Genomic DNA, 15482 nt, shown 5'->3' with positions numbered 1-15482 from the left:
ACATATTGTTTATGGCATTCATAGATTTTGACTATCTTCACGCTGTAAAAGTTATATTACATAGGTGTGCTTCTATGACTATCGTAATACAATATAGTAGATTGATAGTACTTTTATATCAAATTCATTACAACTGTAATAAAACAACCCTATTTCGGTAATCCTTGTAATGGACTTTTAAACGTACTGTAACTGCACGGCTATAGCCCATGTGTTAGGATAGGCTATGTCAGATATTTAAGGAGGGAAAACGAATGAAAAAGATTGTGGCTTCATTCGCTACTGGTATGATTATTGCTGGCACTGCTGCTACTACAGTATCAGCAGAAGAGTACGACGTGAAACAAGGAGATAACCTTTGGAATATTGCAAATGAATACAACACAACTGTAGAACAGTTAGTTGATGTAAATGAATTAAAAACGACTACCATTCAACCAAAACAAACACTTATTATAAATAAACAAGCAAAAATGAAATATAAAATTCAACAAGGAGATACACTAAGCGGGATCGGTCATAAGTACGGTGTATCTGTAGAAGATATTAAGGAATGGAATAATCTTGATTCCGATTTAATTGTCGTTGGTCAGAATTTAACGTTAGAAGGCGTAACAGTTTCCAATGACAAGCCAGCAAAAGAAGAACCTCAAGCACAACCAAAACAAACACAAAAAGAACAGCAACCAGTTACAAAAACGAAAGCACCTGCAAAAGAGGAGCAAGCAACACCAGCTTCTTCTAAACCAGCAACGAGCCAAAAGGCGCCTGAGCAAACAAAGCAGGAAAGGCCTCAAGGTCAATCATTTTCTGTAACAGCAACTGCTTATACAGCAAGTTGTGATGGATGCTCTGGTGTAACAGCAACAGGTGTTAATTTAAATAATAATCCGAATGCAAAAGTCATTGCGGTTGATCCTAATGTCATTCCATTAGGCTCCAAAGTGTATGTAGAAGGCTATGGCTATGCAACTGCTGCTGATACTGGTGGTGCTATTAAAGGAAATAAAATTGACGTACATGTCCCAAATAAAGGCGATGCTATGAATTGGGGCGTCAGAACAGTTAATGTAACAGTTGTAGAATAATAGATTTCTAACACATAAATATTCCAATGCTAAATCGAGTGAGATGTTCATCTTGCTCGATTTTTTTGTGGTCTAAGGAATTACAAAATTTTTCAGCTGGATAAACTTACTAAGTTATTTAACCATGTCCGGCTCTAGCGCCCAGCAACTAGGCCACTTCACTCCATTGTCCTAAGCTAAGTCATCATCGGTTCGTTCCTCACCGTGATTTCTTTTTCTCAGTTAATTCGCTCCACTCGCTACGTTGCTAACTGGGCGCCCCGAGCCTTTGTTCATATCTGCGTAAAAATCGGCTATAAGTGATAAGTTGAATTTTTTGAAACACTTCATCAACAAATAACGCAAACTCCTATTTTACCTGTTGTTTTCCAATTAAACATAAAGAATGCTGTGTATACTGTTTAACTTATTACTGTATGGGTTTAAGATTATTTAATAAAGAGGTTGTAAAAGAAAAGTTGTAATTGTTAGATATTCATAAATAATGGTAATATTAAATAGTCTTACTAGACCTTTATTAGTTATTTGTATATGATAAAGTAACTTTGACATATTATGTCGAGTGTACGGATGTAAAGTAACCTCCGTTTTAAGTTATAATAATGCAAAAGGAAAAGGAGTGAAAATTAAAGTTTTAAGAAATCCATTTTCCAAAAAAATGTATCCTTATTGGATAAAATCACAATGATTTCATTAGAATGGGATGAAAAATGATGAAGTTTTTAAAGATGTTATTAGTAGTTATCTCCTTATCAGTTATTATATTGAGTATCAACACAATTTTTTTTAATCAAGGTCAGTCTATATCATACTTTATATATCCATTAATGGGGTTGCTATTGATAATAATTGTTATAATTATAGCAAAAAAATAAAGGATGACTCCCGTCCAACGGGTGATTTAAACAACTTTTATAATTGTAAATTATCGGTCAGCGTCTAAAGGCGCTGGCTTTATTTAGCGTTGATATATTTCCACCGTTATAGTCTTCGTACTTAGCTTAATTTCAATGCTTTTTATTTTTGTTCTACAGCAGTGTTTGTGACTGTGGTAGTTTTATTTTTGATTTAAAGAGACAATGCATGATGCAGATTTTTAACGGTAAACGATCGTTGTGACAATTGTCATGTTGCATTAATGACAACGCATACTACTTATTTTTCTATGGATACCGTAGACTAAAAAAAGAACAAGTCGTTTGTAAACCTATTCCCATATCTATGGTTCTTTAAACAAAAGATGGTCACATTTTTCCATAAAAGCTTAGCGATAAGTTACGTTTTTCTAAAAATAAGTGTATGCAAGGGGAGAGGAATATGTTTCTAGAAGCAAAATCGATCTCTAAATCATTTGGAGACAAACGAGCATTGCAAGACGTCACGATGAATATCAAGGAAAATGAAGTGCTTGGCGTAATTGGTCATAACGGAGCTGGTAAAACAACCTTGTTTAAATTATTACTATCTATGTATCAACCAAATGAAGGAGAAATCGTCGTTCACGAATCGCCCTTCCATTTAAAAAATGATGTTGGCTATTTGCCAGAAGAAAGGGGTCTCTATGCTAAAACAGATGTATATTCCCAGTTACTCGCTTTTGGGTATCTAAAAGGGAAAAAGAAGCAAGTGCTCGTTCCTCAAATTCATTTTTGGCTCGATTACTTTGAATTACAACATGATAAGCACCAACTTGTAGCGAATTTATCAAAAGGCAACCAGCAAAAAGTGCAATTTATTACTGCAGTGCTTCATCAACCGAAGTTACTTATTTTGGATGAACCGTTTAGTGGATTAGATCCCCTGCATGTAGAGCGCTTCACCGATGCAATGACGTATATGAAACAGCAAGGGAGTACGATTTTGTACTCAAGCCATTTAATAAAAGGTATGGAGCAATTGACAGATCGCATTTTATTGTTAAAGCAAGGGGAGGTAGTTTTCCAAGAATGTATAGAAGCGATTCGCGGTCGCTACGGATATCTGTGCACGATTAAAAACCCATGCTTGCAAAAAGACATGCTTATAGAACTCGGTTATCCATTTACAGCAGATAACGGAACCTATGTTATTGAATTGAAGCAGAAAAGCGATGTAAATGCGATTGTTAATCAAATACCGCTAGAACAAAACGAATGGTTTACTATAGAACCGATGAGCCTGGAAGCTATTTTTAAACGGGTGAACAGAGAGGTGCAAAAGGTTGAACAATAAGTATGTAGCTTACACGTATTTGTCAATAAAGACCCTAATTATTAATAAGTCGCTCGTATTTGGATTTTTGTTTTATCTTATTATAGCTTGTATTGCTGCATTGTATATTGTCATTTTTAAGCCCGATTTCCCTACTATCGATGTCACAAGCATAGCGAACGCCACGAAGGCATTAGGTGCGGTTCACGTTATTATTCTCGTCGTCATCTTCTTCTTGTTTTCTACCGTGTCCATTATGATGCAAAGCGTCATTGATGACCGCGATAGTAAAGTAACAGAAATTATTAACACAAGTGTTAGTGAATCCCATTATCTAGTAGGTAAGTTGCTCACTTCTTTTACATTAATGTTTGTTACGATGTTAAGTGCTTTCACTGCTATATGTATCGCCAGTGGTATTTTTTCTGTTTTTAATCCGTACGCAGTAAGTGTTTATGAAGCTTTGATTCAACCTATCATAGCGATACTTGATTGGGAAGTAGTCGGTTTTATTGTAGGTTGTATCTTCGTTGTTTTAGTTATGCTATTTACTTCCAGTTTATTAGCGCTTGGCATTTCCATTAAAGCAAAACAGGCGGTCGATGCATTTCCGGTTTCCTTAATGGTATTGACGCCTTACTTTTTGTTGTTTGGTTTGTTTGTTTTTCTCCCTAAAGACAACATGGAACTTTGGCAAACGATCGCTTCATGGATGAGTTTTATACCTATTGCATCGCCTATATTTATTTTACTTTATGTACTGTTAAACGGATTTTCACCATTTGCCTATATAGCAATACTTGTTTCGATTGGTTATTTCCTGGTTTTGTTTAAAGGAGTTGTAAATATATATCGTTATGCTTTTTACGTTAGAGAGAAATTATCGTTATTCGAATTAGTTCGTCTGTTTAGGAACAAGCATTCAAAGTATGGACATTAATCTAAAAAACATTTAAGAACATCACGGAACGTCCAAGATATTTGACCTTTTATTGAAGGTCTTTACTCATTCATGATTTTCAAACAAGTTACTTGGAACGGAGGGCGGTGACTCCAGCGGGAATAGCATGGAGTCTTTTGATACCGCAACGCTCGTTTTTTGGGAGCAAAGAGGCTCAAGCAGCCCTGAGGAAGGCGTCCGCCTCCAGTGGAAAGTAACGGATGCGCTAGCAGATACAATTCTGATGAATTAGTCAGATTGAGAAGGCGAAAAAGTAATGCCTAAACATACTATACGAGGAGGTATTTCATGGAAGACACGATTGTTTATGCACACAAGTTAAGTAAAACATTTAAGCAGAAAGAAGCGGTACGCAATGTATCGTTTTCTATCGCTAAAGGGGAAGTCGTTGCTATGCTAGGCCCAAACGGCGCGGGGAAGACGACAACACTTTCGCTTGTTTTAGGTTTATTAAAGCCGACAAAAGGAAAGGTGCAAGTTTTTCAGCAACCTCCACAAAGTATGCACGTTCGGGAGCGAATTGGTGTGATGTTACAAGAAGTAAGAATGATGGATGGCTTAAAAACGAAAGAAATGTTGCAATTATTTCGCTCCTATTATCCAAACCCTTTAGCACTTTCTGAGATGATTGCGCTAACTGGGTTAGCTGATGCAGATTTGACGGCAAAAGTAGAAAAGCTTTCTGGAGGGCAACGAAGAAGAGTGAACTTTGCTGTTTGTTTAGCAGGAGATCCAGACTTCATCGTTTTAGATGAACCGACAGCAGGGATGGATACGACTTCGAGAGCGAAATTTTGGAAAACGATTCATCAATTGGCGGAACGAGGAAAAACAATCCTATTCTCTACACATTATCTTCAGGAAGCAGATGATACGGCAAAGCGAATTATTTTGCTACATGAAGGACAGAAAATTGCTGATGGAGCTACCGAAGAGATAAAGCATCAATTATCGAGGCAATATGTCTCTTTTCGTTTAAATGGAAAATTAAATCGAGCAAAGCTTGATATGCCAGATGTGTTAGCAATAGAAGAACGAGAAGAACGAATTTATTTAGAAACAAAAAATACCGATGCGTTAATTTCCTATATTATGCAGCATTTTTCAAATGCCTATGATCTGCGAATAGATAAAGGCAGTATGGATGATGTATTTGAAACTTTAGTACAAGGGAGCAGATAAAATGAATAAAATACTATATTCATGTATTGCGGAAGTAAAACGTGCCATTCGCAACCCATATTATGTACTTTGGTCGCTCCTTATACCAGTTTGTTTTTATATTATTTTTACGAAGGTGTTTACATTTAATGACAATGCTGCAGATCAAGCATTATGGGAAGCGCATTATTTAATGTCGATGGCTGCTTTTAGTGTGATGGGCTCTAGTGTGATGACCGTAGGCATTCGTCTTGTGCAAGATAAACAGCAAGGGTTTATCACGTTTCTAAGAGTAACCCCATTACCCGAATATGTCTATATCATTAGCCAAATGATAGGGCAAAGTGTTATTCATATTTTATCCATCGTGGTTATATTTTTTGCAGGTGCCCTCCTTAACGATGTGTCGCTAACGGCTATGCAATGGGTGCTTAGTGGTGTATGGATTTTATTCGGTTCTCTCGTTTTTTTAGCTTTAGGTACTCTTGTTGGGACAATGAATAAAGTGGAAACAGCAAGTGGCGTAAGCAATATTTTATTTTTAGGACTGGCATTACTGGGTGGCATGTGGATGCCCCTAAATGCAATGCCTACGCTTCTCCAAGATATTGCTACATGGTTACCTTCTTATCATTATGCGAATGGACCATGGGAAATTATTCGTGGAAATAGTCCAGCGTGGAATAATATATTTATGCTTATCGTGTTTTTATGTTTGTTTATGGTATTATCAGTTTATATAAGACGGAAGCAAGAAGGGCTGTAATATATATGACGGCACAAACCAAATGGGAACTATTTCCAAAAAGGTATGGATTTTTCCCTTATATATTTCTCATTTATTTATTCATACCTGCAACGTTACTTATGAAAGAAGACGGAATAAAGCAAGTAGTTGGTTACTTGCTTTTACTGCTGTTTTTAATTAGTTACCGTCAACTTTATCATGAAGAAGGGACGGGCCGATTTGCTTTTTGGCTTGGTCTGCAAATGATCATCATTGGTTACCAGAGCATGGTTTACGATTATAATTTCCTATATCTTGGGTTTTTCACGGCTAATTTTATTGGTTGGTATGCGGATAAAAAACAATTTCAAGCAGCTTGGTTTGCTTTAATGGGAACGTTGTCACTTCCTATTTTGTATCACGTGATATTTACAGGTGACTTTTCGAAGGAGCAGTTTTATATGATTCCATTTTTAATTGTTATTTTAGTTTCTCCTTTTGGAATTCGGTCTATGAATAAAAATATGGAATTGGAAAAAGAGTTAGATGAAGCAAATGCAAAAATCAAGGAGTTGGTTAAACGAGAAGAAAGAACACGAATTGCGCAAGACCTTCATGATACGCTTGGCCATACGCTGTCACTGATCACATTAAAAAGCCAATTAGTGGAACGATTAATTACGAAGGATGCTAAACGTGCCATAGAGGAAGTGAGCGAAATTGAAACCACATCTAGATCAGCGCTCGATCAAGTTCGAGAATTGGTAACGGATATGAAAACGAAAACGTTAGCCGAAGAAGTAGTGCAAGCGGAGCAGCTATTAAAAGCAGCAAATATGAACGTAAAGATAAATTTTCCATTTCAAATGCATGTTGATTCATCCCTCACAGAGCATATGCTTAGTCTTTGTTTGAAAGAAGCAGTAACAAACGTTGTTAAGCATAGTCGAGCGAGTAAATGTTGGTTGCTCTGTCGAGAAGAAGAGCAAGCGATCATTATACAAGTGAAAGATAACGGCATTGGTATAGATAATCAGAGCGTGGAAGGGAATGGGCTTGTAGGGATGAAAGAAAGACTAGCCTTAGTAGATGGCTCGCTATCTGTAAGTAAGAATAGCGGAACAACGGTAGAAATGAAAGTTCCCAAGGTGGAAAAACCAGAGAAAGAAGGGGAAATCCATGCTTAAAATTGTAATAGCAGAAGATCAAAAAATGTTGTTAGGTGCAATCGGTTCTTTATTGAATTTAGAAGCGGATATGGAGGTAATCGGCCAAGCAGTGAATGGCGATGAGGTATGGACACTTATCCAAGAAAAGCAACCAGATGTTTGTTTGTTGGATATTGAAATGCCAGGGAAAAGTGGTTTAGAGGTAGCGAGGTTGTTAAATAAACTAAAGCAACGCCCACGGATCATTGTCTTAACAACATTTGCAAAACCAGGTTATTTTGAAAAAGCGGTCAAAGCTGGCGTAGATGGTTATTTATTAAAGGATCGTTCTATTGAAGAACTAACAGCAGCTATTCGTAAAGTAGTGCATGGTGAAAAAGTGTATAGTCAAGAACTCATGGTCGACTACATGTGCGATCCTAACCCTTTAAGTGATCGAGAACAAGAAATTTTGCGACTAGTAGCGGAAGGAAAAACGACCAAAGAGTTAACACATATTTTATATTTGTCTTATGGTACGATTCGTAACTATTTGTCTGAAATCATGCAAAAATTAGAAGCGAAAAATCGTTTAGAAGCGGTTGATATCGCTCGAAATAAGGGGTGGATTTGAGCGGCGTATTTCCAGCTTAAACATAATAAACGACGTTTTTCTTTTTAAAAAAGATATTTTTAAAGGGTTGTAAGCTGAACCATTTACTTTAATTATTCATTTCTCGCGGAAAGAAATTGGATCAGCTCTCTTGAACTGTTATGCTGTTAGGGTTTTCGTTCATGATCTCATTCGAATTACTGTTTATTTCTATATATCCAACTATTCCAAAAGTAATAATAAGAACGGCACATAGAACAACCAATAACTTCTTCATAATCCATCCCTCCTCGTATGTTTTCTATGACTTCTACACTCAGTATAAATAACCTACTACTGTGTAGCCATTGTTTTTGGTGACATTTTAACAGGTGAATCTTACAAAGTTGCAAGTTTTATCCTCCTTTTTTGTATCCTAAGACCAGTTTTTACAGTCCTTTTACGATTAAACATTTTGTTGTACTTATGTTAAACTGAAAAGGGAATAGTAAGATTATCGTGCGCATAAATTGCCCTAAGATTCTGCTTTATAGGAACGATAGTAGCAACATTTTACTCCATTCGTTCAACTATTGGTTTATCGTATAAGTAAAATTTTATCGCCATACAGATTTGGCGATAGCCTAGTTTTTTTAAAACAAGGTTTAGACGATGTTGCTGTAGCGGAATAAGCATTCATATGCGTATGAAATGGTAAAGTGTGGATGATGGGTTTAAGGAAGTATAAACGAACACAAACTTACATAAAAGGAGGACAAAAAGATGACGAGTAAAGCGTTAAATTCTTTTTTAAATGACAATATTGCTGATTTGAAAGAACGGGGCTTGTATAATGAAATTGATCCTGTTCAAGGTCCTAATGGCCCAGAGATAAAAATTGGTGGCAGGACGTTAATTAACCTTTCGTCAAACAACTATTTAGGATTAGCGACAGATGATAGATTGAAGCAAGTTGCCAAGCAAGCGGTTGATTCACATGGTGTTGGTGCAGGTGCGGTACGTACGATCAATGGAACACTCGATCTTCATCTTGAATTAGAGAAAAAGCTTGCAGCATTTAAAGGCACGGAAGCGGTTATTTCCTATCAATCTGGGTTTAACTGTAATATGGCAGCTATATCTGCGGTAATGGATAAACATGATGCCATTTTATCGGATGAATTAAATCATGCTTCCATCATTGATGGATGTCGTTTGTCTAGAGCAAAAATTATTCGTTTTAATCATTCCGATATGAATGATTTGCGAAAAAAGGCGAAAGAAGCTGTCGAATCTGGTCAATACAATAAAATCATGGTCATTACCGATGGTGTGTTTTCGATGGATGGGGATATTGCAAAACTTCCAGAAATTGTTGACATTGCCGAGGAATTCGACCTGATTACGTATGTGGATGATGCTCACGGTTCTGGTGTTCTTGGTAAAGGAGCAGGCACAGTTAAACATTTTGGATTGCAGGATAAAGTAGACTTCCAAATGGGTACATTGTCGAAAGCAATCGGCGTGATTGGTGGGTATGTAGCAGGCAAAGCAAATCTTATTGATTGGTTAAAAGTTCGTTCTCGTCCGTTCTTGTTCTCCACAGCTGTTTCACCTGCGGATGCGGCAGCAAGTACGAAAGCTGTTGAAATCCTTATGGAAAGCACGGAGCTAAATGAAAAGTTATGGGAAAATGGAAATTATTTAAAAGCTGGCTTAAAGCAACTAGGCTTTGATATTGGTAATAGCGAAACTCCAATTACCCCTTGTATTATTGGTGATGAGAATGCGACACAAACATTTAGCAGACGCTTAAATGAAGAAGGCGTCTACGCGAAGTCTATTGTTTTCCCAACTGTACCACGCGGAACAGGTCGTGTACGCAATATGCCAACAGCCGCACATACGAAAGAAATGCTAGATAAGGCTATTGCGATATATGAAAAAGTAGGTAAGGAACTTGGCGTTATTTAACAATATAGGAAAGATAAGAAAACGAAGGCTACCGCCATGAAATTTTGGCGGTAAGTCCAAGTTTTTCTAAGAAGAAAGAATAGCACTAGAGAGGATTTCACGGATGAAAAAAATATTAGTAACCGGAGCTTTGGGTCAAATAGGGTCAGAGCTTGTTATCAAGTTAAGAGACATTTACGGTACGGATCAAGTAATAGCGACTGATATTCGCAAGGCGGAAGGACGTGTTGCAGAAGGCCCGTTTGAAGTCGTTGATGTAACAAATGCAAAGCAGCTTTCTGACGTTACAAAGAAGTACCAAGTAGATACGATGATGCATTTGGCAGCTTTATTATCAGCTAAAGCGGAAGAAAATCCGAAGCTAGCTTGGGATATTAATATGGGCGGTTTAGTTAATGCGCTTGAAATAGCTCGGGAATTAGATTTGCAATTTTTCACCCCAAGTTCCATTGGAGCTTTTGGTCCAACAACACCGAAAGATAACACACCACAGGATACATTACAACGCCCGACGACGATGTATGGAGTGAATAAAGTATCTGGCGAGCTGTTAGCTGATTATTACCACACTCGTTTTGGAGTGGATACTCGTGGTGTACGTTTCCCTGGTTTAATTTCTCATGTTACATTACCAGGCGGTGGAACGACGGATTATGCTGTTGAAATGTATTATGAAGCTGTAGAGAAGGGGAGTTATACGTCCTATATAGGCAAGGGTACGTATATGGATATGATGTATATGCCAGATGCGATCCATGCCATTATCCAATTGATGGAATGTGATACAAATAAACTACAACATCGTAATGCCTTTAATATTTCAGCTTTCTCCGCGGCACCGGAGGACTTTGCTACATCGATCCAAAAGCATATTCCTTCTTTCTCATTAAAATACGATGTGGATCCGTTTCGACAAGCAATTGCAGACAGTTGGCCAAATAATTTAGATTCCACCTGTGCGATTGACGAATGGGGCTTTAAAGTAGAATATGATTTAGACAAGCTGACAACGGATATGTTAAGTAAAATTAAACAGAAACAAGCACATTAGAAAAAACTTGGCTTATCGCTATGCGACAAGCCAAGTTTTTCTAACCGTCTTATCGTACTACATTCTATCTACAATATTTCTTTCCTTTGGCTACTTGTTGTACATAGTAGCAATTTTCGCTTGCAATTCTTTATCTTGTACGTACTCATCATAGCTCATCTCTTTATCAATCAAACCATTCGGTGTAATTTCAATGAGGCGATTGGCAATACTTTGAATGAATTGATGGTCATGAGATGTAAATAAAATGGAACCTTTAAATTTGATAAGTCCATTATTTAAAGCAGTGATGGATTCTAAATCAAGATGGTTTGTCGGCTCATCTAAAAGGAGTACGTTGGCGTTGCTCAACATCATTTTGGATAGCATACAGCGTACTTTTTCTCCTCCAGATAAAACATTTGCTTTTTTCAACGCTTGTTCCCCGGAAAATAGCATTCTCCCTAAAAAGCCACGTAAGAAAGTTTCTGTTTCATCTTCTGGTGAATATTGTCTTAACCAGTCTACTAAAGGTAAGTCACTATTTTCGAAGTAAGCACTATTATCTTTTGGGAAGTAAGATTGGGAAGTAGTGACACCCCATTTATACGTTCCTGCATCTGGTTCCATTTCTCCTACCAAAATCTTAAATAGTGTTGTTTTTGCTACATCATCGCCACCAACAAGCGCGATTTTGTCATCTTTATTCATCGTAAAACTAACATTATTTAATACTTTTTCACCATTAATGGTTTTTGTTAATCCTTGAACAGTTAGTAAATCATTTCCAATTTCCCGTTCTGGGGTAAAAGCAATATATGGGTATTTTCTTGAAGATGGTTTTATATCATCCAGCGTAATGCTGTCTAACAATTTCTTTCTTGATGTTGCTTGTTTGGATTTGGAAGCGTTAGCGCTAAAGCGTGCAATAAATGATTGTAACTCTTTAATCTTTTCTTCTTTCTTTTTGTTTGCTTCCTGTGCCATTTTCGTTGCTAGCTGACTAGATTCATACCAAAAGTCATAGTTACCGATATAAATTTCAATTTTTCCATAATCAACATCTGCAATATGTGTACATACTTTATTTAAGAAGTGGCGATCATGGGAAACGACAATGACGGTATTCTCAAAATGAATGAGAAATTCTTCTAGCCATTGAATGGCATGAATGTCTAACCCGTTTGTAGGCTCGTCTAATAATAAAATATCCGGATTGCCAAATAGCGCTTGGGCAAGTAACACTTTCACTTTTTCGTCTGCATGTAGCTCAGCCATTTGTTTATCATGGTGTGACTCATCGATGCCAAGTCCTTTTAATAGAACAGCTGCATCCGATTCAGCTTCCCAGCCATTCATTTCAGCGAATTCGCCTTCTAGTTCAGCAGCACGCATGCCGTCTTCTTCCGTAAAATCGCCTTTCATATAAATAGCGTCTTTTTCCTGCTTCACAGCGTACAGCTTTTCATGCCCCATAAGCACCGTGTCGATAACGTTATAGTCCTCGTAAGCGAAATGATCCTGCTTTAGTACAGCAAGGCGTTCGCCTGGAGATAAGGAGACATGGCCCGTTTGTGGCTCTATTTCACCAGACAATATTTTAAGGAAAGTGGACTTACCAGCTCCATTTGCACCAATTAATCCATAACAATTACCTGGAGTAAACTTTAAGTTTACATCTTCAAATAATTTTTTATCGCCATATCGTAAACTCACATTCGATACATTAATCATTCGGTTTAATTTCCTCCAATAAAATAAAAGTAATCAACGTTAGCTTACGTTATTTCAAGCAATTCGTCAATGTTTGGTTTCACGAATAACATTAATTTATAACATATAAGGTAGAATTTAACAGGGTATTTAATTGAAAAATGAAATAAAGTTGAGCGATCTTTGTTTCATCCTGACACTTATGTATCAACTTCTTCTGAATACATAATTGCGTCTTTTCTAATGAGATTGGCAAGCTTATGTGTTCTATTGCCTAAAAACATACTTGTGCAAATACGTTTTTTTTGTAATAGTATAAGAAAGGTGGGGGATGAATTGTTCTTTAAAAGGGCCTTTTAAAAAGGATACGTTTTTACGGTGTTTGTATTCTATTTGAAAAGGTTTACTAACAATCTTACATGCTGTTTCCTTTAGAGCATCATACCAAAACCTTAATGAGTAATTAGTAGTGCAATCCCTATGTAAGAAAGTTACATTATCTATCGGACAGGAGTAATTTGTCAATACATAGGGTGCTTAACAAACAGACATGCTAACCTATTTAATTTAGCTCTTTTTACAGCATAGATGGAAGGGGATATGTGTATTGGGGGGAAAATTCATTTATCTTCTCTTCACAGATACGGGAACGAATTTAGCGAAAGCTATTCATTTCTTTACAAAACAGTCCTTGAATCACGTTTCCATTGGGTTTGATGAGGATTTGCAGAGACTGTATAGCTTTGGGCGAAAGCGACCGAAAAATCCTTTTATTGGGGGGTTTGTTCAAGAAGATATTCATAGTGATTTTTTAAAGAATGCAGCTTGTGCAGTCTATCGTTTTACCGTATCTGAAGAAGAGTGTGAGCAAATCTTGCAGCATATTAAGCGAATCGAATGTGACAAAGATCGCTACCGTTACAATTTTATCGGTTTAATTGGCATCTTGTTACAAATAGAAATTAATCGAAAGTGTGCATTCTTCTGCTCGCAATTCGTAGCAACTGTATTAAAAGATGTCGACCATTTTCAACTTAAAAAGCCTACTTGCTTTGTGACACCTGAAGATATAAGAAGTCATGAGGGGATGCAGTTAATCTACAAAGGAAGGCTCGGCGACTATCCATACCGTAATAAAACAGCAATGTGTGATTCAAAAGAAGAAGCGCAGGCTATGTCATCATATATTATTTATTCTCATATGAACGAACAATAACTCGTAGCGAGGAGGGAACTCTTATTGAGGTTATTCCCCATCCTACGAGTTTTTTAATACTATTTTCACAAGCTGATATAAGCGAAGCTAGACCATTCTAGCTTCGCTTAATTAATACCTAATGTTTGATATGGTATACGAAATTTAAACGATAAATTATTTGCTTGCAAGTCAATATGTTCGACGGCAATTTGAAAATTACTTTTTAACTCAATATCCGTCACGGCGACGTATATTTCTTCTTCTTTGGGATTAACAGTAACCCATTCTGGCATCGGGAGATATTTATCCATGTATTCCATAATTTTTTGGTTCGGTAGTTTTAATAAGCCAATAGAAATGGACTTCTGTTTCAAAATAATATCTCCATTTTCTTGTACAAAAGGCTCTAAATGAACAGATAATGGAACGGTTGAGGAAAAAACAGGTAACTCACCAATTAAGTGTACGTCATCTCCTAGTTCAATATGATATTCATGATCGGTGCCTGCAAGTAATTGGTCAATATACGTATTGGCCAAATCGTTTAAATTCTTTTTAGTCGTACGAACAATAAATTCTGAATTTGCATCTATTTGTTCCGTAGCTTTTTCTGGGTATTCGGCTTGTGGAACCGGCCAAAAAATAAGTGTGAGCAATACAAAAAGCAAGATCATATTAAAGGAAAGTAACCCGATAAATAGTCTTTTCCACTTTTTACTTTTGGTATGTTCCGTTCTATTCCCCATGCAGTTCATCCTCTTTCTTGTTCATTCTTTAACACCTCAAATATACGTTCAGCAATCCGCTCATAGCCTACCTGATTTGGATGAAAATTATCTTCTGCAAACAAGTTTTCATCTGTGTTTGAAAATAAATCACTAATTGGTATAAAGGAGCTGTTTTCATACGTAGTTACTATCTCTTTACCAGTTTTATTCCAATTGTCCGCAATGAGCTTCAGTTCTTTGATGTCCTTAAAATACTGCCCAAAGGGGTTGTAAAAACCGAGCAAGTAAATTTTCGTATCTGCATTTACCGTTCGGATGTTGGTTAAGATTTTATGAAGTCGTTTTTCATAGTCTACTCGGGCTTTTTCAAATGCCTCCATTTGGAGATTCGTAATATTTTCTTTTAACACGCGCATCACATCATTCGCGCCAATGGTTATAAATACAATGTCCGCTTGCTTTATGGAAGCAATCATATCGTCTTGCTGCAGTCTTTTAAGTAGTTGGTCTGAGCGATTGCCTCGTACACCAAAATTATCAAAAGAAGCTTCTGTGTTAGCTTGGGTCATTATTTGTTCAAGGGCTCCGACATAGCCTCCTTGTTTTGTTTCATCGCCAACACCTTGTGTCAACGAATCACCAATTGCCGTAATATGTCTTGATTGATAAAAATGCTTCGTAACCTGTTGCTCTTTATGAATAAAAAGCTTTGGCGATGGTTTTTGCTCATGCTTTTTGATGCTGGGCGTTTTTTCTGTTATTACTGCATCCTGTTGCTTTGTTTCTTTTTCAGCAAGATTTGTTTGATCTGTTTCATGGTTAAAAATATAGAGTGGGACTCCTACGATGAGTAATAGAAGGGTTACTCCGGTTATTAATTTCTTTATTTGCATCGTTATCAACACCTAAGTGGATTAGTTTTAAACATTGGGCTTGTTAAAAGTTTTATGTTAACCATACTAACTTAATGAA

At 36.8% G+C, this 15482-nt stretch carries 14 protein-coding genes; 10 read left to right on the top strand and 4 right to left on the bottom strand.

Annotation, left to right across the window (positions count from 1 at the left end; all coding sequences use genetic code 11):
- Positions 1-254: 254 nt before the first annotated feature.
- The 7 genes from D9780_RS16255 to D9780_RS16225 all read left to right on the top strand — a co-directional run bounded on the left by D9780_RS16255 (position 255) and on the right by D9780_RS16225 (position 7909).
- Complete coding sequence (locus tag D9780_RS16255; protein ID WP_121640815.1) at positions 255-1088, top strand: 3D domain-containing protein; 834 nt, start codon at positions 255-257, stop codon at positions 1086-1088.
- Between the two features lie 1317 nt (positions 1089-2405).
- Positions 2406-3299 carry an ABC transporter ATP-binding protein gene (locus D9780_RS16250; protein ID WP_162985908.1) on the top strand — a complete coding sequence of 298 codons (894 nt, stop codon included), beginning with the start codon at positions 2406-2408 and terminating at the stop codon, positions 3297-3299.
- Positions 3289-4218: an ABC transporter permease gene (locus D9780_RS16245; RefSeq protein ID WP_121640813.1), complete on the top strand. Its 930-nt coding sequence runs from the start codon at positions 3289-3291 to the stop codon at positions 4216-4218. Before D9780_RS16250 ends, D9780_RS16245 begins: the two co-directional genes overlap by 11 nt.
- Before the next feature lie 309 nt (positions 4219-4527).
- Positions 4528-5421, top strand: coding sequence for an ABC transporter ATP-binding protein (locus D9780_RS16240; RefSeq protein WP_121640812.1), 894 nt, complete (start codon positions 4528-4530; stop codon positions 5419-5421).
- A 1-nt stretch (position 5422) separates the two neighbouring features.
- Positions 5423-6166 (top strand): ABC transporter permease, encoded by a 744-nt coding sequence (locus D9780_RS16235; RefSeq protein ID WP_121640811.1) that lies wholly within the window; start codon positions 5423-5425, stop codon positions 6164-6166.
- Between the two features lie 5 nt (positions 6167-6171).
- Positions 6172-7314: a sensor histidine kinase gene (locus tag D9780_RS16230; RefSeq protein WP_121640810.1), complete on the top strand. Its 1143-nt coding sequence runs from the start codon at positions 6172-6174 to the stop codon at positions 7312-7314.
- Positions 7307-7909, top strand: coding sequence for a response regulator transcription factor (locus D9780_RS16225; RefSeq protein WP_121640809.1), 603 nt, complete (start codon positions 7307-7309; stop codon positions 7907-7909). The genes D9780_RS16230 and D9780_RS16225 overlap by 8 nt, the downstream gene beginning before the upstream one ends.
- 121 nt (positions 7910-8030) lie before the next feature.
- On the opposite strand, the gene D9780_RS21510 is transcribed toward D9780_RS16225, so the two are convergent.
- Positions 8031-8165, bottom strand: a complete 135-nt coding sequence (locus D9780_RS21510) for a hypothetical protein (protein WP_256359875.1) — start codon at positions 8163-8165, stop codon at positions 8031-8033.
- A 485-nt stretch (positions 8166-8650) separates the two neighbouring features.
- Between D9780_RS21510 and D9780_RS16220 the strand changes: the two genes are divergently transcribed.
- Together D9780_RS16220 and D9780_RS16215 are read left to right on the top strand one after the other, a co-directional pair.
- Positions 8651-9841, top strand: a complete 1191-nt coding sequence (locus tag D9780_RS16220) for a glycine C-acetyltransferase (RefSeq protein WP_121640808.1) — start codon at positions 8651-8653, stop codon at positions 9839-9841.
- 103 nt (positions 9842-9944) lie between these two features.
- Positions 9945-10892: an L-threonine 3-dehydrogenase gene (locus D9780_RS16215; protein WP_073006884.1), complete on the top strand. Its 948-nt coding sequence runs from the start codon at positions 9945-9947 to the stop codon at positions 10890-10892.
- Positions 10893-10982: 90 nt separating this feature from the next.
- On the opposite strand, the gene D9780_RS16210 is transcribed toward D9780_RS16215, so the two are convergent.
- Positions 10983-12605, bottom strand: a complete 1623-nt coding sequence (locus D9780_RS16210; protein WP_073006886.1) for an ABC-F family ATP-binding cassette domain-containing protein — start codon at positions 12603-12605, stop codon at positions 10983-10985.
- 586 nt (positions 12606-13191) lie between these two features.
- Between D9780_RS16210 and D9780_RS16205 the strand changes: the two genes are divergently transcribed.
- Positions 13192-13800 carry a hypothetical protein gene (locus tag D9780_RS16205; protein WP_205601095.1) on the top strand — a complete coding sequence of 203 codons (609 nt, stop codon included), beginning with the start codon at positions 13192-13194 and terminating at the stop codon, positions 13798-13800.
- A gap of 107 nt (positions 13801-13907) precedes the next feature.
- Here the strand turns inward: D9780_RS16205 and D9780_RS16200 are convergent, their stop codons facing one another.
- Entirely contained in the window at positions 13908-14528 is a 621-nt protein-coding gene (locus D9780_RS16200; RefSeq protein WP_073006889.1) for a YpmS family protein, read from the bottom strand.
- A gap of 5 nt (positions 14529-14533) precedes the next feature.
- Positions 14534-15403, bottom strand: a complete 870-nt coding sequence (locus tag D9780_RS16195; protein ID WP_121640807.1) for an SGNH/GDSL hydrolase family protein — start codon at positions 15401-15403, stop codon at positions 14534-14536.
- Positions 15404-15482: the final 79 nt, after the last annotated feature.

Origin of the sequence: Virgibacillus sp. Bac330, assembly GCF_003667845.1 — a bacterium.
Taxonomy (GTDB): domain Bacteria; phylum Bacillota; class Bacilli; order Bacillales; family Amphibacillaceae; genus Virgibacillus; species Virgibacillus chiguensis.
The sequence above is the reverse complement of the archived record's forward strand: the minus strand, read 5'-3'. Positions and strand labels throughout refer to the sequence as shown.